The sequence below is a fragment of the Nocardiopsis sediminis genome, assembly GCF_042650565.1.
Classification (GTDB): domain Bacteria; phylum Actinomycetota; class Actinomycetes; order Streptosporangiales; family Streptosporangiaceae; genus Nocardiopsis_B; species Nocardiopsis_B sediminis.
On sequence record NZ_JBHSBH010000011.1, the window covers coordinates 23,525 to 42,833 of the forward strand.

The following is a 19,309-nucleotide window of genomic DNA, read 5'->3' on the forward strand; positions in this document are numbered from 1 at the left end:
GACCCCCGAGGGGCGCGGCCGCCACGAGGGGCCGGCCAGCTGAGCCCGGCTCAGGCGACGCGCGGCGGCCGCTGACGCGGATACCGTGCGTCGCGGGTCCGCGCGCGCCGGCGCGGACGAGGGGCGGTCGGCGACGGCCGTCCCGCGCCGTGCCCGGTACCCTGCCGCGGCGGCCCGGGCCTGCCGCTAGGCCACGGTGGGCGCCGTCGCGGACTCCCGCAGGCGCTTCAGCTCCGCCAGGTCGGCCTCCTGCCGTTCGACCGGCCCCGGGGTCTCGCAGACCATCGGCACCCCGGCGCTCACCGGGTGGCGGAACAGCTCGGCGAACGGTTCGGCCCCGATCTCACCGGCACCGATGTTCTGGTGCCGGTCCTTGTTGCTGCCGCACGCGGAGGCGGAGTCGTTGGAGTGGATCAGCCGCAGCCGGTCGGCGCCCACCACCTCGCCGAAGCGGTCGAGCACGGCGCCCAGGAGCGGCGCCGCCGAGATGTCGTGGCCGGCGGCGAACAGGTGCGCGGTGTCCAGGCACACGCCCACGCGGGGGTGGCGTTCGAGCGCGCCGAGGTAGGCCGCCAGGTCGTCCACTGTCGCGCACAGCACCTGCCCCTGCCCGGCCATGGGCTCCAGCAGCACCGGCGGGACGCGCTCGCCCAGCCTCTCCAGGAGCGGCAGCAGCCGGTCGCGCACCCGGGCCAGGCCCTCGGTGCGGGTGCCGCGCACCGCCGACCCGGTGTGCACCACCACGCCGCGCGCCCCGATCTCGCCGCCGCGGCGCAGCGAGTGCTCCAGCGACGCCATGGACTTCGCGGCGATCGCGTCGTCGGGCGAGCCCATGTTGATGAGGTAGGGGGCGTGCACGAACACGGGCAGGTCCGTGCGGGCGCGCAGCAGCGCGTCCTCGGCGGGGTCGCCGTCGTTGACCGCCCATCCGCGCGGGTTGCCGACGAAGACCTGGATGGTCTCGGCGCCGATCCGTGCGGCATGGTCGAGCCCGCGGGTGGCCAGCCCGCCGGCGACGGGCACGTGCGCCCCGATGGGGGAGGTGGGAAGTCCGCTCATGATCACCGTTCAGCCTAATGGGCCGCCGGGGCGGCCGCCGGCCGGGGCCGGTCCGTGCGCCGCGTGCGGCGCGTGCGGCGCACGGTGCGGGCCTGCCGCGCGGCGGCCCCGGATGTCAGGATGGGACCCATGACGACGACACACCGGTTGGCCCCCCGCTGGGGGGAGATCGTCCGTGGCGCGGCCGCCGGGGCCGGCGCGACCCTCGCCGTGGGGCTGGTCACGCTGGGCGCCGCGGCGGTCCTCATGCCGCTGACCGCCGACCAGGTGATCGGCGCCAACATCGGGCTGGGGCTGGGCCTGCTGGCGGTGCGCCTGGTGGGGACCATGCTGCTGGCCTGGTGGCTGGTGCGCCGCTTGGGCGTGCCGCGGCCGGGCCTGGCAACGGCGGCCGGGCTCGTGGTCTACCTGCTGCTGGCGGCGGTCAGCCCCCTGGACGCGGCGCCGCCGGGTGCCCTGTTCGCCTGGACGGTGCAGGGCGGCCTGGCCGGTGCGCTCGGGGTCTACATCGCCGGAGCCAGCGTCGCGCGGGGGGACACGGCCCAGGTGTAGGCCGCCGGCCCGGGGCTGGGGGCCGGTCGGCGCATGGCCGCAGTCGGGCCGGGCCCTACTCGTCGTCGCCGTCCTCGCCGTCGTCCTCGGTGAGGGAGTCGACGCACACGGCGACGCCGATCACCAGCGGCACGTCACCCCCGGCGTCGTTGCGGAAGGTGTTGATGTCCACGGCGTAGGTGTCGCGGATCCGGAACCACTTGCGGGAGATGTGCGCGATGGGGCCTTCCTCGTCGCCCACCACGTATTCCTTGTCGAAGAAGTCGCCGGTGACCTCCCACTCGGTGCCGTCGGCGAGCTCCACGATGAGCTTGTCCTTGATGGGGTTGAACATCCGCTTGCGGACCGTGGCCACGGTCTCGCCGTCGCGCTCGATGCGCATCGTGTCGCGCACCGCCAGCAGCTTCTTGCGGATCACCAGCAGCTCGTTGCCGTCGGTGTCCTTGAGCTCGAAGGTGGTGCGCAGCCGCAGCGCCTTGCCGTCGACCAGGAAGGCCCGGTTGCCCTCCTCGTCCTCGACCCAGAAGTCGTCACCGATGTCGAAGAGCCGTTCGCGCACCAGGAATTTCACGGCGGACATCCTTCCACGCTCTCCGCATCCCCGTGTGGGATGCGCGGAAGACGACGGTATTGGACGACATGGCCGCGGGGCCACTCGGCCGCGCCCGAGTGACCCCGCGGCGGCGTCAGGCGGTTTCGGGATGGGCCTGCTGGAGCCCCAGTTCGTCGGCGCCGCCGAGGGAGCGCAGCAGCGCCAGCACGGAGCGGTTCAGCGGTACCGGCAGCCCGTGGCGCTCGGCCGCGCGCACCACCGCTCCGGTGATGAGGTCGTATTCGACGGGGCGCCCGGCCAGCCGGTCGGTGAGCATCGACGTGCCGCTGTGCGGGTGCAGGGCGTCGAAGAAGTCCAGGGTCTGCACCGCGTCTCCGGGGGTGAGCCGCGCGCCCTCCGCGCGGCCGACCGTGACGGCCTCGCTGAGCAGGCCCTGCGCCAGCTCCCGCATGTCCGGGCGGCGCAGCACGTGGATGCGGCGCATCGTGAGGGCGGTGAGCGGGTTGGCGGCCACGTTCATCAGCAGCTTGCGCCAGGCGGCGGTGGTGAAGTCGGCGTCGCGCACCACGTCCATCCCCGAGTCCAGGAACAGGCGGGCCAGCCCGGTGCCCGCCGGGCCCTCAGGGACGACCAGGCGCTGCCCCCAGCGGTGCCGGACGTGGTCGCGGGCGACCCGCTCGGCGGCGATGTAGACCAGCGCCGGCACGAGCTCGCCCGCGGCCAGCAGCGGGGCGATGCGCTCGTGGTGGTCCACCCCGTTCTGGAGGGCGACGACGCGGGTCTGCGGGCCGGCCAGGTGCCGGATCCAGCCGAGGGCCTTGGGGGTGTCCTGGGCCTTGGTGGCCAGCAGCAGCCAGTCGGCGGTCCAGCCGACCGCGTCGGGCCGGGTGGCGGCGGGCAGCGCCAGGCGGTGGCGCAGGCCGTCGCGCTCCACGGTCAGGTCGCCCACCGGGCGGCGCACGCACAGCGTGACCGTGTGCCCGGCGCGGCGGGCGGCGTCGGCCACGACGGCCCCGATCGCGCCGGCGCCCACCACCGCCACCTTCTGCGGGTACTCCAGCGGGGTGAGCCGCGCGCCGCGGGCGGGCTCGGCCGTGGTCGACTGGGTCATCGGGGTCCTCCAGCAGCATCGGGGCACCGGCGGATCGCGCCGGTCGCGCAGGGGCCGGCGGATCGCACCGGTCACGCCGATGATGCTCACCGGCACCTGTTGCGCGATCATCACCAGTGGCGAAATGTCCGGTTAAGCCGGATCCGATGCCGGACGGATCCGGCGACACCCTGTGCGGCGCCGTGAACCGCTAATCTGCCCTGCGTGACTACCGCTGACGCCCCGCTGACCTTGCACGACGTGACCACCGCGTTCGAGTCGATCTACGACCCCGCGTGGGCCGCCCCCTGGGACGCGGTCGGCCTCGTCTGCGGCGACCCCGCTCAGCCCGTCTCACGGGTCCTGTTCGCGGTCGACCCGGTCGCGGCGGTCGTCGACGAGNCCCCCGCCTGGGGCGCCGACCTCGTCATCACCCACCACCCGCTGCTGCTGCGCGGGGTCACCAGCGTCGCCGCGACCACCCCCAAGGGCCGCGTGGTGCACCGGCTGATCGGCTCGGGCATCGCCCTCTACACCGCCCACACCAACGCCGACACCGCCGACCCCGGCGTCTCCGACGCCCTGGCCGCCGCCGTCGGCCTGGCCGGGCCCCTCACCCCCCTCGACCCCGACCCCACCGACCCGGGCGGCCGCCGCGGGATCGGCCGCGTCGGCACCCTTCCCGCCCCCGTGGCGCTGCGCGACTTCGCCGCCCGCGCCGCCGAAGGGCTCCCCGCGACCGCCGCCGGCATCCGCGTCGCCGGCGACCCCGGCGCCGAGGTGCGGCGCATCGCGGTCTCCGGCGGCGCCGGGGACTCCCTGCTCGGCGCCGCCCGGTCCGCCGGCGCCGACGTCTTCCTCACCTCCGACCTGCGCCACCACCCCGCATCGGAGTTCGCCGAGCAGGGCGGCATCGCCCTGGTCGACGTCCCCCACTGGGCCGGGGAGTGGCCCTGGCTGGCCGACGGCGCCGCCCGTCTCGCCAGCGCCCTCGGCTCCCGAGGGGCTACCGTGGAGACCCGCGTGTCCACGACCGTCACCGACGCCTGGACCCAGCGTTTCTAGGCGTCGCCACCCCCACGCACGACCGTCCCGGGCACACCGCCGCAGAATGGAGTCCTGAGCCCCAGTGAAAGCAGAACCCGCCCAGCAGATCCGCCTGCTCGACCTCCAGGCGATCGACAGCAGGTTGGCCCAGCTCGCACACCGCATCCGCAGCCTTCCCGAGCTGACCGAGATCCAGCGGCTCGACACCCGCCTCACCGAGCTGCGCGACCGCCTGGCTGTGGCCGCCACCGAGCTCTCCGACCTCGACCGCGAGCAGCGCAAGGCCGAGTCCGATGTCGACCAGGTCCGCTCCCGCTCCGAACGCGACACCAAGCGGCTCGACGCCGGCCGGGTCTCCTCCCCCAAAGAGCTGGAAGGGCTCCAGTCCGAGATCGCCTCGCTGCGCCGCCGCCAGGAGGAGCTGGAGGAGATCGTGCTGGAGGTGATGGAGCGGCGCGAGGCCACCGAGGCCCGCAGCGCCGACCTGGACAAGGAGATCGCGGCGGCCGAGGCCGACCGCGAGGCCGCCGAGGAGCGGAGGTCCGCGGCCGTCATCGACATCCAGGCCGACCAGGCGGCCGAGGCCGACCGCCGCGCGCGGGTCTCCGCCGATGTCCCCGCCGACCTGCTCGCCCTCTACACCAAGCTGCGCGACCAGTACGACGGCGTGGGCGCCGCGGCCCTGCGCTACGGCCGCTGCGACGGCTGCAAGCTCGCGCTGAGCACGGCCGAGCTCGGCCGGCTCCGCAGCGCGCCCGCCGACGAGGTGCTGCGCTGCGAGGACTGCCGGCGCATCCTCATCCGCACCGACGAGTCCGGCCTGTGACCGGCCGGTCGCCGCTGAGAGCGGGGCGCGGGTGAGCCGCCGCCTGGTGGTCGAGGCCGACGGCGGCTCCCGGGGCAACCCCGGACCGGCGGGGTTCGGCGCCCTCGTGCGCGACGCCGCCACCGGCGCGGTGCTGGCCGAGGTCGCCGAGCCGATCGGCATCGCGACCAACAACGTGGCCGAGTACCGGGGGCTCATCGCCGGGCTCACCGCGGTGGCGGGCATCGACCCCGGCGCCCGGGTGGAGGTCCGCATGGACTCCAAGCTCGTGGTGGAGCAGATGTCGGGCCGGTGGAAGGTCAAGCACCCGGCCATGCGCCCGCTCGCCGACCAGGCCCGCGAACTCGCCGCGGACCTGGGCGGGGTGTCCTACACCTGGGTCCCGCGCGCCCGCAACGCCGATGCCGACCGGCTCGCCAACGAGGCGATGGACGCCGCTGCGGAGGGCCGCCCCGTCCGGATCGCCCCCGCTGCGGCCGGCACCGTACCGGCCGCGCCTCCCGCACCGGGCGTGGACGCCGGGACCGCGCCGGCCACCGGGTGGGCGGCGCCCGACACCACCCCCACCCGGCTTCTCCTGCTCCGCCACGGCGAGACCCCGCTGTCGGCGGAGCGCAGGTTCGCGGGCGCGGGCGACGTCGCGCTGACGCCCACCGGGCACCGCCAGGCGCGGGCCGCCGCCCTTCGGCTCGCCGAGGGCCCCGACCGGATCGACGCCGTCGTCTCCTCGCCGCTGCGCCGCGCCCGCGACACCGCCGGCCATGTCGCCAATGCGCTGGGTCTGGCGGTGGAGCAGGACGACGACCTGCGCGAGACCGACTTCGGTGAATGGGAGGGGCTGACCTTCGCCGAGGTCCGCTCCCGCTGGCCCGACGCGCTCGACAGCTGGCTCGCCGACCCCGCGGCGCCCGCGGGCGGCGGCGAGAGCTTCGCCGCCGTCGCCGAGCGCGTCGCCCGGGCCCGCGACAGGCTGCTCGCCCGCCACACCGGGGGCACGGTCCTGGTGGTCAGCCACGTCACTCCCATCAAGACGCTGATCCGCCAGGCGCTGCTGGCCCCGCCCGAGGCGCTGTACCGGATGCACTTGGACGTGGGCTGCCTGTCGCGGATCGACTGCTTCGCCGACGGTCCCATGCTGGTCCGGTCGGTCAACGACACCGGCCACCTGGAGTGGCCCGGTGCATCGGGGGACGACGCCGGCCGCGAAGAGCCGTAGAATAGAGGTAGGGGAGAGTCGGCCAGGCGGTCGCGGCACCGCTTGCGGTGCCGAGGAAAGTCCGGACTCCACAGGGCAGGGTGGTCGGTAACACCGACCCGGGGTGACCCGCGGGACAGTGCCACAGAAAACAGACCGCCACCGCTGTGCGGTGGTAAGGGTGAAACGGTGGTGTAAGAGACCACCAGCGGCCGGAGTGATCCGGCCGGCTGGGTAAACCCCACCCGGAGCAAGGTCGAAATGGGGGACCGAGCCAGGTCCCCTGCGCGGATGTTCGAGGGCGGCCCGCCCGAGTCCGCGGGTAGACCGCACCGAGGCCACCGGCAACGGTGGCCCCAGATGGATGGCCGCCCGGCCCGCAAGGGCCGACAGAATCCGGCTTACCGGCCGGCTCTTCCCGTCTCGCGGCCCGGCTTCGGCCGGGCCGTTCCTGCTCCCGAGGCCGCGGCGGTACCCCAGTTTCAGGTGCGGACGACGAACCGCTGCTCGACCACGACCGCGTCGTGGGCACGGTCGACCCGGACGTCGGCCCTGCGCCGGTCCGACGACAGGTACAGGCTGATGCCCTCTTCGAGGCTGGCGCGCAGTTCGTCGAGTGTCGTCCCGGCGGCGAACACCCCGGGCAGCTCCACCACGTCCGCCCAGTAGGAGTCGTTCTCGTGGTGGATGCGGATGGTGTAGTCGACCAGGAAGCCGTCGCCGTCCGTGGTCATGCGAGCCCCCTCTGCGATGCGGTTCGCCGGAGTATCGCACGGCCGGGCCCGTGCCCGTGCGCTTTCCGGCCGATCCACTCGGGGCGATGCGCCTCCGCTGTCTCCGGTACGCCCCGCGGCCCGAGGGTCGACGCGGGGGGGCGCCGCCGGATCCGCGGGTTCCGGTGTGACCGGAGGTATTCCGGTTGCGCAGCGGCCCCATTGTGGTCGTTCCGGGCGGTGTGCCATGCGGCACAGTGGGGGAAACGGCGTTAGATTGGGACGGTCATCTCACCCCCGCGGCCGAGCGCGGGGACGAAACGCGGGTGCCCCGGCGCCCACACCGCCTGCGAATCGGGTTTCGGTTATCTCATGGACTCCTCCACGATCTGGGTGATCATGTTCGGTGTGCCCATCATCGCGATCGTCGTGATCATCGGGTTCGCCCTCCACCATTCGTCCGAGGTCCGGGAGGACGAGCGCGACGACCGCCCCGGACCGGAATGAGCGGCGCACCGCACGGCCCCCGCTGAACGGATCGACCGGCGCCGGGGCCGGGGCGCGGCGCCGTTCCCGCGCACGCGCACCGGCCCGCGCACGCGCGGCGCCGGCCAGTGGCGCCCGTTGTCGTGCTTCGGTGTGCCGCGCCGCCGCCTGAGACGCGCGTCGGCCCCCGCAGGGATCCCTGCGGGGGCCGACGCGCGTCTCAGGGCTAGCGGAAACCGCCGTCGCCGTAGCCGCCCTGGTCGTAGGGGCGGGTCCGGTTGTCGGCGGGGCCGCGCCCGTCATCGGTGCGGAAGGAGGGCCACTCGCCCGACGGGGCGTCGTAGCCGTACCCCTGCTGCTGCGGGGCGGCGCCCTGCTCGGGCCCCGGGACCGAGGGGTAGCCGCCGAAGGGGTCGGGGCGGCCGGTGTAGGAGGGCGGCTGCGGCGCCGCTCCCGGGCCGCCGGGCAGGCCGCCGCCCGCCCCGGGCCCGCCCCCGCTGAGCCCGCCAGTGAAGGTGTTCCCGCCGAGCGGCTCGCTCTGCGGGTAGCCCGGCTGGGGCGCGGGCGGGGTGGCGTAGCTCCCGGTGTCGTAGGGGTCCCGCGTGAACGAGCCGGTGGTGTACGCGGGTGGGGCGTCGAACGTGTTCTGCGGTGCGGGGGCGGGCTGCTCGCCCGTGGGGGCGCCCCATGCGGGCTGCTGCTCCCACGGGCCGGGCGCGGGGGCGCCGCCCCCATAGCCGAAGCCGCCCGGGTCGGCATAGCCCCCTTGGCCGGGCACTGCGGCCCCGCGCCCCGGCGGCGCCGGGTCCTGGGGTGCGGGCACGCCCGTGCGCGGTGCGGGCGGGGCGGCGTGGGTGCCGCTGTCGTAGGGGTCGCGGCTGAACGCGCCGGTGGTGTACGCGGGCGGGGCGTCGAACGTGTTCTGGGGTGCCGGGGCGGGCTGCTCGCCCGTGGGGGCGCCCCATGCGGGCTGTTCGCCCGTGCCCGTGCTCCACGCCGGCTGTTCCCCGGTCGGCCCGCCCCAGGCCGGCTGCCCGGAGTTGGGCGTGAACCGGGCGGCGGCGCCGTTCTGGCTCCCGGGCGGCTGCGCCGGCGGGGCGGCGGGACGCTGGTGGGAGCCGGTGTCCATGCTCGACCAGATCGGGGAGGCGGACTCCGGGCCCGGCCCGAACGCCGGATCGGTCAGCGGGTCGCCGCCGGTGGCGCCGCGCCCCCCGGTGTCGTAGGACGAGCGGGTGTGCGACCCGGTGTCGTAGGACGACCGCGAGTGCGACCCCGTCTCGTATGCGGATGCCCCGCCGGCGTCGTAGGACGGCCGCGTGTGGTTCCCGGTGTCGTAGGCGGAGCGGGTGTGGTCGCCGGTGTCGAACGACGAGGGCGCCGGGGTGCTCCCGGAGTAGGGCCGCCGGGTGTGCGACCCGGTGTCGTAGGGGTCGTAGGGCGTGCCCGCCGTCGACCCCCCGCCATAGGGCGAGCGGCTGTGGTCCCCGGTGTCGTACGGCGACGACGGGGCCGCTCCGGGCTCGTAGGTCGAGCGGCTGTGCGCACCCGTGTCGAGCGGCGAGGGGGCCGGCCCCGGGTCGTAGGCGGGCCGGGAGAGCGACCCGGTGTCATAGGCCGACCGCGTGTGGTTCCCGGTGTCGTAGGCGGAGCGGCTGTGGTCGCCGGTGTCATAGGACGAGGGCGCCGGGGTGCTCCCGGAGTAGGGCCGCCGGGTGTGCGATCCCGTGTCGTAGGACGAGCCCGGAGCCTGGCCGTTCCCGCTGGGCGAGGGGGCGCCCAGCGGGTCGTCGGCGTAGGAGCCGGTGGTGTCCCAGGACGGCGCGGGCGTCGGCCGGCGCGGCGGCGGGTTCCACACCTGGGTGGGGGCCGAAGCCGCGGAGTCGCGTGCCGCGGGCGCGCCGAGGGGATCGCTGAGGGGGTCACTGAGCGGATCGCGCAACGGGTCCGGAGCCGCGGGCGGGCGGGCCGGGGCGGTGGGCGCCGGGAGCGCAGCGGGCGGAAGGGCCGCCGGGGCGGCCGGAGCGGCCGGGGTGCCGGCGGCGGGGGTGGCCGGCGCCTGGCCGCGGGACGGCGGCTCGGCGGGCGCGGGGTCGTCGGCGGGAGAGGGGCCCTGGCCGAGACTGGCGAGCATGGCCAGGCCGTTGTCGCCGCCGGCGGCGGCCGTGCTCGCCGCCGGGGCGGGGGTGTCGGCGGCCGGCTCGTCGTCGGCCGGGTCGCGCCGGTCGCGATCGNCGGTCGTCGCCGCGCGAGCGGCGCCCGCGGGACCTGCGGGGCGGCTCCGGCTCGTCGTCCTCGACCTCATCGGAGCCGTCCTGGACGGCCGCCATGGCCGCGGTGGATTCGGCCCGGGTGTCGCGGCGCCCGGAGGGGGCGGGGCGGTCGTCGGCGGGGGCGGCGCCCAGGCCCGGCCGGTCGTCCTCGTCGGAGAGGCTGGACCAGAAGGCGTTGTCCGACATCCCGCCGGAATCGTCGTCGTCCCAGTCGTCGCCGCCCCGGCCGCGCCGCTGGCGCCGTGCGGGGCGCGGTTCGTCGTCGTCCTCGGGCGCGCGTGAGCGGCGGCTGCGTGAGCGCGGCGCGGGCCGCGGGTCGCGATCGTCGTCGCGGTCGCGCGGGCCGTCGTCGTCGTATCCGTCGTCGTAGTCGTCATCGGCGTTGCTGACGCTGAGGGCGCGCATGCCCAGCAGGATCAGCACCAGGACGACCAGGACCACGATGATGGCGATGATCGCGATTAGCGCAATGGTCATGGTGAATGCACCACCCTAGGGCCCGTGGCCTTATAGCGGACAGAGGTGCCACCGGCGGGGGTGATGTGACTGGCCGGTGTGGGCACGCGCGCGGCATGCGGTCGGCGGTGCGATGCCGGGGGGACCGGGTCGCATGGGGCGCGCAGGAGGAATCGGGCCTCCGTGCCGGGTGCCGTCGGATCGTCCGGGCGGACCGAAAGGGGCACGCGGTGCCCGCGGGGGCGGGCGGAGCCGGGGCGGCCGTGGGGCGGCCGGTCGGCGCCCGCCCGCGAGGGGGTGCGGGGGCGCCGGTGCTCTACTGCGTGCTGCACGGATTCGGTCATCAGTAAATCGACGGGGGGCACGGACCCACTTTATGCATAGATGCGCCATGAGTGCAGAGGGCGACGAAGGGTTCCTTCCGTGTGCACGGAGAATGGAACGTCATTGATCGTCCGATATGCGGGTCTCTGTGGGGGGTCGCCGCGTGGCGCATGTCACCTCCTTGCTACTCGCTGGTCGTCGTGAGAGCGCCCCGCGCGATGGAGCGGTCGGCGATCGCCTGGAGGGAATCGTCGAGTGGGGCGTCCTCGGGCAGGTCGATCTCGCCGTTGAGCGCGTACAGGCTGAACCGGTACCGGTGCGGGTGCCCGTCCTCCGGGCAGGGCGGCTCGAAATCGGCCGTGCCCGCGCTGTTGAGCCCCTGCCGGCCCGGCTGGGGCACCGTGTTCTGCCGGATCTCGGTCGTCTGCGGGTCCAGCCCGTAGATGACCCAGAAGACGGTGGCGTCGTCCGGGGCGTCCACGACCACCGCCAGCGAGGCGATCCCCTCGCCCGAGGGCAGCCCCGACCACTGGAGGGTCGGCGAGAGGCCCTCGCCCTTGCAGGTGTAGGCGTCCGGCAGCGGCTCGCCCTCCTGCATCATCGTGCTCGTGACGTTGATGTCGGGGCTCAGCTCGGCGTCGGTCCCCGACGGCAGGGAGACACAGCCGGTGGCCGCGGCCAGCAGGACGGCCGCCCCGGCGCCCGAGGAGGCGGTGCGCACACGCGCGCGGGCGCCCGGGGAGACGGCCCCGCGGCGCGAGCCGGATGATCGGTGGCGTTCGACCGAGAACATGGGGCTCCTGCGAAAGGGTGGATCGGATCGTTCTCCTGGGGGTCGCCGGCACGCGGCCCGGAGCGGCGTGCGCGCCGGTTCCGCGTCGCTCCCGCGGCGACCACATGCGACCTTACTGCGGTCCGCGTGGCGATGAGCCGCGTATGCGCGGAGTGTGCGAAGACGTGTGCATAGCGTCGCCAACGTCGCGCCGGCCGCATCCGGCGCCGCGCCCCCGCCCCGGAACCGCCTTCCGTGCACATCAGGGATCATGGGTGGGTGCGGTTCTCCATTCTCGGACCCCTGTCGGTGCGCGGTGCCGATGGGCGGCCCCTCACCGTCGGCGGTACGCGGCTGCGCCGCCTGCTCGTGCTGCTCCTGAGGTCCCCCGGCCGCACCATCGGCGCGGGCCTGCTGATCGACGGCGTGTGGGGCGACGACGCGCCCGCGGCGGCCGGCAACGCACTCCAGGCGCTCGCGTCGCGGCTGCGCCGCACCCTCGGCGATCCGGCCCTGCTCCACGGTGACGCCACCGGCTACCGGCTCGACGTCGCCCCGGAGCAGATCGACCTCTTCGTGTTCGAGGACCTGGTGCACCGCGGCCGGCAGGCCCGCGCCGACGGCGACCCGCAGACCGCCGCGCGGCTGCTCGGCGACGCCCTCGCCCTGTGGCGGGGCCCGGCGCTGGCCGACCTGGGCGACGCCGGCGCCGACCTCGCCGCCCGCCTGGCCGAATCGCGCCGCGGCGCGGCGGCCGACCGGCTCGCCGCCCTGCTCGACCTCGGCGCCCACACCGACGTCCTGCCCGAGATCGAGGAGCTGGCCGCCCGCGATCCCCACGACGAGCGCACCGTGGAACTCCTCATGCGCGCCCTGGCCGCCGCCGGCCGCCAGGCCGACGCCCTCGCCGCCTACGACCGGCTGCGCGCGGGCCTCGCCGGCGAACTGGGGATCGACCCCTCGACCCGGCTGCGCGACCTCCACCTGCGGCTGCTGCGCGGCGAACTGGACCCCGCCCCTGAGGAGCCCGCGCCGCCCCCGGCCCCCGATCGCCCGGCCGCCCGCCACACCCCCACCACCCGGCTGCCGCACACCCTCACCAGCTTCATCGCCCGCGAAGGCGAGATCGCCGACACCGTCGCCCTCCTCTCCACCGAGCGGCTGGTCACCCTCATCGGCCCCGGCGGCGCCGGCAAGACCCGGCTGTCCATCGAGACCGGTGCCCGCTTCGCCGAACGGCGCCCCGACCTCGCCCATGACGGCGTGTGGTTCGTGGAACTCGCGCCCGTCAGCGACGGCGCCGACATCCCGCACGCCGTGCAGACCGCCCTCGGCCTGGGCGAGCGCTCGATGATGGCCCTGCACGCCACCACCCCTGCCCCGCCCGCCGACGTCATGGACCGCATCGTCGAGGGGCTCGGCCACCGCGAGCTGCTGGTCGTCCTGGACAACTGCGAGCACCTGATCGCCGACGCCGCGGCCGTCGCCGGCCGCCTCCTCGCCGCCTGCCCGGGGCTGCGCATCCTCACCACCAGCCGGGAGCCCCTGGGCGTGGCGGGCGAACGCCTCCAGGCGGTGCCCTCCCTCGCCCTGCCGCCTGAGGGCACCACGGCCGAGACCGCCCTCGACTACGCGTCGGTGCGGCTGTTCGCCGAACGGGTCGCCGCGGTCGTCCCCGGGTTCACCGTCGACGACACCAACGCCGAGCACGTCGTGCGCATCTGCCGCGAGCTCGACGGCATGCCGCTGGCTCTGGAGCTCGCGGCGGCCCGGGTCCGCGCGATGCCGGTCTCCCGGCTGGCCTCGGGGCTGTCCGACCGCTTCCGGCTGCTCACCAGCGGCACCCGCTTCGCGCTGCCCCGGCACCAGACCCTCCAGGCCGTCGTCGACTGGAGCTGGGACCTGCTCGACGCGCCCCAGCGGGCCCTGCTGCGCCGGATGTCGGTGTTCAGTGGCGGCGCGACCCTCGAGGCGGTCGAACACGTCTGCGTCGACGGCGCCGGCGGCACGGTCGGCGGCCGCGACGTGTGGTCGGTGCTGTTCACGCTCGTCGACAAGTCACTGGTCCTCGCCGACCCCGCGGGAAGCGGCACCGAGCCCCGCTACCGGATGCTGGAGACCGTGCGCGCCTACGGCGCCCAGCGCCTCGCCGAGAGCGGCGAGGACCCCGCCGTGCGCCGGGCCCACGCCGAGCACGTGCTGGCCCTGTGGACCGAGGCCGACGCCCACCTGCGCCGCGCCGACCAGATCACCTGGCTCGGCCGGCTGCGCGCCGAGCACGACAACTTCACCGCGGCCCTGCGCTGGGCCGTCGACTCCGGCGAGGGCGCGCTTGCCCTCGACCTCAGCCACAGCGCCATGTGGTACTGGCAGATGGTCGACGGCTGGGCCGACGCCGCACGCTGGGCGGCCGAGATCGTCCGGCTCGTCGGCGACGAACCCCCCGAAGGGCGGGCCGTCGCCTTCGCCGGCTGCCTGTTCACCATGGGCGCCGGCGAGCTCTCCTCCGCCGGGGCCGAGAAGCGGGTCCTGCGCGCCGACGAGGTGCTGCGCGCGGCGGGGGAGAAGGCCGAGGACCACGCATCCCTCCTGTTCATCCCCGGCTACCTGGCGATGCTCGGCCACCGCCCCGACGCCATGCGGGACCGGCTCCGCGCCGCCGAGGACCACTCCGACCCCTGGGTGCGCGCCACCGGCAAGATGGCCACCGGCCTGCTGGACCTGCTCATGGGGGGCGACGTGCGTGCGGGCCGCGACCGGCTCGGCGCCGCGCTGAGCGAGTTCCGCGCCCTGGGCGACCGGTGGGGGACGTGCCAGACCCTGGTGATCTCCTCCGAGCTGATGCGGCTCGACGACCTGGCCGCGGAACGCGACCTGCTCGCCGAAGGCGCCCGCCTGGCCGGGGAGATGCGGCTCACCGGCCTCGAGGTGATGCTCGCATCGCGGCGGGCGGTGACCCGCGCCCGGCTGGGCGACATCGAGGCGGCGCGTGCGGAGATCGCCGCGGCGATCTCCGCGAACCCCGAGCACCGGGGCGGCGCGCTGCTGCGGGTGAGCGAGGCGGAAATCGAGCGCGCGGCCGGCGCCCCCGCGCGCAGCAGGGAGATCCTGCTCGGCCTCGCCGAGGAGATCGAGGAGAACGCGGGCAAGGCGGTGCGCTCCCAGGTCCTGCCCCTGTGGCTGGGCCTGCTCGCCCGGGCCTCGGACGACCTGGGCGACCCGGGGGAGGCGCGCCGCTACGCCGCCGCGGCCTGGCGGGCGCTGGGCGAGCGACCGTCGGCCATGCACCGCTCGGCGACCGTGGAACTGGTCGCCGGGGTGATGGGCGCCGAGCACCCGGAGCGCGCGGCCACCCTCCTCGGCTTCGCCGAGGCGGTGCGGGGGCTGCCCAACCGGGCCGAGCCCGACGTCGTCCGGGTCCGCCGGCGGCTCCGCGCCGCAATGGGGGCCACCGCCTTCGACCGGGCCTACGCGCGCGGCGCGCGGACCCCGCGCGAGGACGCCGCCCCGGCCGTCGACGCCTGGATCGACGCCTGGGCGCCGGAGGAGCCGGACGGGGAAGGCTGAGCAGGACGGGGAGGACACCGGACGAGCCTGAGGGGCGCGAGGCCCGGCGCCCCGCCCGGAGGAGCCACGCGGGCCGATGGGGACGCCACCGGCCCACCGGCCCCTCCGCTCAGGCCCTGCGGCGGTAGGCGCGCGTCGCCAACGGGAAGAACACCGCGGTCAGCCCGACCGTCCAGGCCACCGTCCACAGCAGCGGCCCGGCGAACGGGCCGCCCTCCAGCAGGCCGCGCATGGCGTCGGTGACGTGGGTGACCGGGTTGATCCGCGCGAACGCCGCCATCCACCCGGGCATGTTCTCCGGCGCGACGAAGGTGGAGCTGGCGAAGGTCAGCGGGAACATCCAGATCGACCCGAAGATGTTCACCGCCATCGGCGTGCGCAGCAGCAGCCCCATGAACGCCGACAGCCAGCACAGCGAGAAGGCGAACAGCAGCACGACCGCGGCCGCCGCCGCGACCCCGATCGGCCCGCCGGCGGGGCGGTAGCCGATCAGCATCGCCACGACCAGCACCATCACCACGGTGATCAGGTAGCGGGCCAGGTCGCCGAGGATCGCCCCGATCAGCGGCGCGGAGCGCGCGATAGGCAGCGACCGGAACCGGTCGAAGATGCCCTTCTCGATGTCGGAGTTGAGCGAGACGCCGGTGCCGATGGTCGCGAAGATCACCGACTGGGCGGTGATCCCGGGGATGATGAAGTCGCGGTAGGCCTGCCAGTCGCCCATCATGGCCTGGCCGAACACGAACACGAACAGCGCGACGAACATCAGCGGCATGAACGTCAGCCCGAGGACCTCCTCGGGGTTGCGCTTGATCTTGACCAGGCTGCGCCAGGTGAGCAGCGCGCCGTGGCGCACCGTGCTCACCGGGGTGATGCGCTGCGCCACGTTCGGCCCGGCCTGGGCGGGCGGCAGGCCCGCTGTGTCGACGGCGCTCACGCCTTCGTCCTTTCGGGGGAGGCCGCGGAGTCGGCGGCGGGGATGTCGTCGGCCGGGCGGCCGGTGAGGGCCAGGAACACCTCGTCCAGGCTGGGCTTGCGCAGGGTCAGCTCGGCGACGGCGATCCCGCTGTCGTCGAGCCGGCGGACCACCTCGGGCAGGACCGCGGGATCGGTCACCGACGCACTGGCGGTGCTCTCGCCCGAGCGGACCTCGGACCCGCTGACCGCCTCGACGATCGCGGCGACCCGGGGCAGCAGCCCCGGCTCCATCGGGCGAACCTGGAGCACCTGCGACCCGGCCCGCATCTTCAGCTCGTCGGGGGTGCCGCGGCTGATGACCTTGCCGTGGTCCAGGACCACGATGTCATCGGCCAGCTGGTCGGCCTCCTCCAGGTACTGGGTGGTCAGCAGCACGGTGACGTCGTCCTGCACCAGCTCGCGCACGACCTCCCACAGTTCGTTGCGGCTGTGGGGGTCGAGCCCAGTGGTGGGCTCGTCCAGGAACAGCAGGCTGGGCCGCCCCACGAGGCTGGCCGCGAGGTCCAGCCGGCGGCGCATGCCCCCCGAATAGGTCTTGGCGGCGCGCTCGGCGGCATCGGTCAGCCGGAAACGCTCCATCAGCTCGGCGGCGCGCGCCCGCGCGTCGCCGCGCGAGAAGCCGAGCAGCCGGGCGATCAGCAGCAGGTTCTGGGTGCCGCTCAGATCGGCGTCGACGGCCGCGTACTGGCCCGTGAGCCCGATCAGCCGCCGGACGTCGTGCGGGCGCTTGACGACGTCGAACCCGCCGACCGTGGCGTGGCCGGCATCGGGCCGCAGCAGGGACGCCAGGATCCGCACCGTCGTGGTCTTGCCCGACCCGTTGGGGCCCAGCACCCCCAGGACGGCGCCCGACCGTGCGACGAGGTCGACCCCCGCCAGCGCGGCCTTCCCCTTGAACTCCTTGACCAGGCCCTCCGCGCGGATGGCGTCCGTCATCTACCCCTCCAGCAATGTGCGTTCACCCGTCAAGTGTCCGCACGGCCACTGACAAACCGCTGACAGGTTCCGCCGCATTCAACCGGTACAGCGTGCGGGCGCGTCAGCGGCATTCCCCCGGGGGCCGGACCGCGAACTTTGCCGGAACTTCGGCCGCGTTTTGGCGGTGCGGGGGGAAGGGTCCGCGTCGCTACAATCAGGCGCGTGACGACCACCCGGCTTCGCCCCCCTGAGAATCGCGTGTCACCACGAGCCGTCCCGATGTGGACGCTACAGACGGCACTGGGGGTCGCGGTGCTGGCGGCGGTGCTCAGCGGCGTGGCCTGGGGCGCCACCTCGCTCGGCTGGGGCTGGATCCCGCCGGTCGTGCGCGACTACGCCTGGGCGGCCCCCGTCGTGTACGGGGTCTACGGCCTCGCCAAGATCGTCATCGCGCCCCGCTGGCGCTACCGGGTGCACCGCTGGGAGGTCATTGCCGACGTCATCTACACGCGCACCGGTTGGCTCAGCCGCGAGTGGCAGCTCGTCCCGGTGAGCCGGATCCAGACCGTGGACCACAGCCAGGGCTGGCTGGAGCGGCTGTTCAAGGTCGCCACGCTCGAAGTGCAGACCGCCTCGCACGCCGGCTCCTCCACCATCGCCGGGCTCGCCGCCGACGACGCCCGGCGCATCTCCGAAGACCTCGCCGAGCGCGCCGCCGAGCTCCGGGACGATGCGACGTGAGCGACGTGAGCGACGTCCCCCCTGAGCCGCGGCACGACGACGGCGCCGGCGCGCCGCCCTCCGGAGAGGGCCTGCCGGGACCCGCCACCCCCGGCGCCCCCGAGGGAGCGGCGGCCGTCCCCGAGCCCGAACCCGAGCGGGCGCTGAGCCCGCTGACCATGGTCACGGCCCCGGTCAGCTACCTCAAGAGCTTCATCGTCCCGCTGATCGCCGCCCTCGTCGCGGGCAGCTTCAACCCGTGGGTGCTCGCCAGCGCCGGCGCGGCGGTGGCCGCCATGCTCATCGGCGGGTTCGTCACCTGGCGCACCTTCCGCTACCAGGTGGGCAGCGAACGGCTGGAGATCCGCCGCGGCCTGATCGGCAGGTCGCGCCGGTCGATCCCGCTGGAGCGCATCCGCGGCGTCGACGTCACCTCCCACCTGCTGCACCGCATGCTCGGCCTGGCCGTCGTCCGGATCGAGGCCGCCGCCGGAGGCGGCGGCGAGGGCGAGGAGGGCAAGCTCGACGCGGTCGCCCTGGCCGAGGCCGAGCGGCTGCGCGGGGTCCTGCTCCACCGCCGCGCGGTGCTGCGCGGCGACCCTGCGGGCGCCACCCTGCGGGCCGCCGCCGGCGCCCACACCGGCGCACCGGAGCCGGGCGGGACCGCCGGGCACGCCAGCGGGGCCACGGGCGCCACCGCCCCGGCCGAGACCGTCTATTTCACGATGCCGGCCGGCTGGTACCTCTACGCCGTGCTCAGCCTGGGCTACCTGCTCACCCCGTTCGTTGCCCTGGCCACGGTGCTGGGCGCGGTCGGGCAGAGCCTCGACGACCTCACCTCCGGCACCGATGCGGGCGACGCCGTCCTGCTGGCCTACCGGTGGGCGAGCACGATGAGCCCGCAGGCGCTGACGGCCATCGCGGTCGCCGCCGTGGTGCTGCTCGTGCTGATGATGCCGCTGTTCGCCGTGGTCTCCTACGCCGTCTCCCACTGGGGCTTCACCCTCCGCCGGCGCGACGCGTCCCTCGTCATCGAGCGCGGGCTGTTCACCCGGCGCAGTGTCACGCTGGAGCACCGCCGGATCCGCGGCCACGAGTTCCTGGACAACCCGTTGGAGCGGCTGCGCCGGGTGGTGCGGCTGCGCGCGATCGTCACCGGGCTCGGCGACTCCACCACGCGGGCGGTGCTCATGCCCATCGGCCCGCGCTCCCGCGTGGAACCCGTGGTGGAGCGGGCGCTCACCCCGTTCCGCGGCCTGCTCACCCCCCACCCCCGCGCGGCGCTGGGCCGCCGGCTGTTCCGCGCCGTGGTGCCGTTCGCCGTCGCGGCGGCCGTCGCCGCCTACGCGGGACTGACCTGGCTTGCCGTACCGCTGGGCGCGGTGGCGCTGCTGGGGGTCCCGCTCGGCTACGACCGCTACCGGGCGCTGGGGCACGGCCAGGACGGAGCGCAGGTCAGTGTGCGCTCGGGGTCGCTGCGCCGGGTGCAGCCGGTGGTGCACCGGTCGGCCGTCATCGGCTGGACCTGGAGCCAGACGCTGTTCCAGCGCCGGTCGGGTCTGGCCAATGTGGAGTTCGCGGTCGGCGCGGGCGAGGGCGGCTACACCGCCGTCGACGCCGACTTCGCCGAGTCGGTCGCCTTCGCCGAAGGCGTCACGCCCGCCATGGTGCGCCCGTTCCTGGTCACCGCGCCCGGCCCCGCCGACCCCGCGGCCGGCCGGAGCCGAACCTAAGACGGCGACGGCCCCGCAGCACTACGCGGGCCGTCGCCGTCGTGCAC

The 19,309-nt window shown here is 75.3% G+C and carries 16 protein-coding genes and 1 other RNA gene; 9 read left to right on the top strand and 8 right to left on the bottom strand.

What is annotated here, in order from left to right; genetic code table 11:
• Positions 1 to 186 precede the first annotated feature (186 nt).
• Entirely contained in the window at positions 187 to 1,059 is an 873-nt protein-coding gene (locus tag ACFOVU_RS17525; RefSeq protein WP_378534967.1) for a deoxyribonuclease IV, read from the bottom strand.
• 129 nt (positions 1,060 to 1,188) lie between these two features.
• On the opposite strand from ACFOVU_RS17525, the gene ACFOVU_RS17530 reads away from it, so the two are divergent.
• Positions 1,189 to 1,611, top strand: a complete 423-nt coding sequence (locus ACFOVU_RS17530; RefSeq protein ID WP_378534969.1) for a hypothetical protein — start codon at positions 1,189 to 1,191, stop codon at positions 1,609 to 1,611.
• A gap of 55 nt (positions 1,612 to 1,666) precedes the next feature.
• Here the strand turns inward: ACFOVU_RS17530 and ACFOVU_RS17535 are convergent, their stop codons facing one another.
• The gene (locus tag ACFOVU_RS17535; RefSeq protein WP_378535139.1) at positions 1,667 to 2,182 is read right to left on the bottom strand and encodes an LURP-one-related/scramblase family protein; all 516 of its coding nucleotides are present in this window, start codon (positions 2,180 to 2,182) and stop codon (positions 1,667 to 1,669) included.
• A 115-nt stretch (positions 2,183 to 2,297) separates the two neighbouring features.
• A complete protein-coding gene (locus tag ACFOVU_RS17540) occupies positions 2,298 to 3,275 on the bottom strand; it encodes a 2-dehydropantoate 2-reductase (RefSeq protein WP_378534970.1) in 978 nt (325 codons plus the stop codon).
• Between the two features lie 225 nt (positions 3,276 to 3,500).
• Here ACFOVU_RS17540 and ACFOVU_RS17545 point away from each other — a divergent pair, with 225 nt between their 5' ends.
• The 4 genes from ACFOVU_RS17545 to rnpB all read left to right on the top strand — a co-directional run bounded on the left by ACFOVU_RS17545 (position 3,501) and on the right by rnpB (position 6,742).
• Complete coding sequence (locus ACFOVU_RS17545) at positions 3,501 to 4,319, top strand: Nif3-like dinuclear metal center hexameric protein (protein WP_378535141.1); 819 nt, start codon at positions 3,501 to 3,503, stop codon at positions 4,317 to 4,319.
• A 64-nt stretch (positions 4,320 to 4,383) separates the two neighbouring features.
• Positions 4,384 to 5,127, top strand: a complete 744-nt coding sequence (locus ACFOVU_RS17550; RefSeq protein ID WP_378534972.1) for a zinc ribbon domain-containing protein — start codon at positions 4,384 to 4,386, stop codon at positions 5,125 to 5,127.
• Positions 5,128 to 5,158: 31 nt separating this feature from the next.
• Positions 5,159 to 6,343, top strand: coding sequence for a bifunctional RNase H/acid phosphatase (locus ACFOVU_RS17555; RefSeq protein ID WP_378534974.1), 1,185 nt, complete (start codon positions 5,159 to 5,161; stop codon positions 6,341 to 6,343).
• Positions 6,344 to 6,357: 14 nt separating this feature from the next.
• An RNA gene (rnpB, locus tag ACFOVU_RS17560) (RNase P RNA component class A) lies at positions 6,358 to 6,742 on the top strand.
• 62 nt (positions 6,743 to 6,804) lie between these two features.
• Here the strand turns inward: rnpB and ACFOVU_RS17565 are convergent.
• Entirely contained in the window at positions 6,805 to 7,056 is a 252-nt protein-coding gene (locus ACFOVU_RS17565) for a type II toxin-antitoxin system HicB family antitoxin (RefSeq protein ID WP_378534976.1), read from the bottom strand.
• Positions 7,057 to 7,407: 351 nt separating this feature from the next.
• Between ACFOVU_RS17565 and ACFOVU_RS17570 the strand changes: the two genes are divergently transcribed.
• Positions 7,408 to 7,542: a hypothetical protein gene (locus ACFOVU_RS17570; RefSeq protein ID WP_378534977.1), complete on the top strand. Its 135-nt coding sequence runs from the start codon at positions 7,408 to 7,410 to the stop codon at positions 7,540 to 7,542.
• A 205-nt stretch (positions 7,543 to 7,747) separates the two neighbouring features.
• Here the strand turns inward: ACFOVU_RS17570 and ACFOVU_RS17575 are convergent, their stop codons facing one another.
• Both ACFOVU_RS17575 and ACFOVU_RS17580 read right to left on the bottom strand, forming a co-directional pair.
• On the bottom strand, positions 7,748 to 9,463 hold the full coding sequence (locus ACFOVU_RS17575; RefSeq protein ID WP_378534979.1) for a hypothetical protein: 1,716 nt from the start codon (positions 9,461 to 9,463) through the stop codon (positions 7,748 to 7,750).
• A 1,295-nt stretch (positions 9,464 to 10,758) separates the two neighbouring features.
• Positions 10,759 to 11,367: a YbhB/YbcL family Raf kinase inhibitor-like protein gene (locus tag ACFOVU_RS17580; protein WP_378534981.1), complete on the bottom strand. Its 609-nt coding sequence runs from the start codon at positions 11,365 to 11,367 to the stop codon at positions 10,759 to 10,761.
• A 258-nt stretch (positions 11,368 to 11,625) separates the two neighbouring features.
• On the opposite strand from ACFOVU_RS17580, the gene ACFOVU_RS17585 reads away from it, so the two are divergent.
• Positions 11,626 to 14,913, top strand: coding sequence for an AfsR/SARP family transcriptional regulator (locus ACFOVU_RS17585; RefSeq protein ID WP_378534983.1), 3,288 nt, complete (start codon positions 11,626 to 11,628; stop codon positions 14,911 to 14,913).
• A gap of 109 nt (positions 14,914 to 15,022) precedes the next feature.
• Here ACFOVU_RS17585 and ACFOVU_RS17590 read toward each other — a convergent pair whose 3' ends face one another.
• Together ACFOVU_RS17590 and ACFOVU_RS17595 are read right to left on the bottom strand one after the other, a co-directional pair.
• Complete coding sequence (locus ACFOVU_RS17590) at positions 15,023 to 15,850, bottom strand: ABC transporter permease (RefSeq protein ID WP_378534985.1); 828 nt, start codon at positions 15,848 to 15,850, stop codon at positions 15,023 to 15,025.
• Positions 15,847 to 16,827, bottom strand: a complete 981-nt coding sequence (locus tag ACFOVU_RS17595; protein ID WP_378534987.1) for an ATP-binding cassette domain-containing protein — start codon at positions 16,825 to 16,827, stop codon at positions 15,847 to 15,849. Before ACFOVU_RS17595 ends, ACFOVU_RS17590 begins: the two co-directional genes overlap by 4 nt.
• 261 nt (positions 16,828 to 17,088) lie before the next feature.
• Between ACFOVU_RS17595 and ACFOVU_RS17600 the strand changes: the two genes are divergently transcribed.
• Both ACFOVU_RS17600 and ACFOVU_RS17605 read left to right on the top strand, forming a co-directional pair.
• Complete coding sequence (locus ACFOVU_RS17600; protein WP_378535142.1) at positions 17,089 to 17,550, top strand: PH domain-containing protein; 462 nt, start codon at positions 17,089 to 17,091, stop codon at positions 17,548 to 17,550.
• The gene (locus ACFOVU_RS17605) at positions 17,547 to 19,262 is read left to right on the top strand and encodes a PH domain-containing protein (RefSeq protein ID WP_378534989.1); all 1,716 of its coding nucleotides are present in this window, start codon (positions 17,547 to 17,549) and stop codon (positions 19,260 to 19,262) included. The genes ACFOVU_RS17600 and ACFOVU_RS17605 overlap by 4 nt, the downstream gene beginning before the upstream one ends.
• The last annotated feature ends 47 nt before the right edge of the window (positions 19,263 to 19,309 follow it).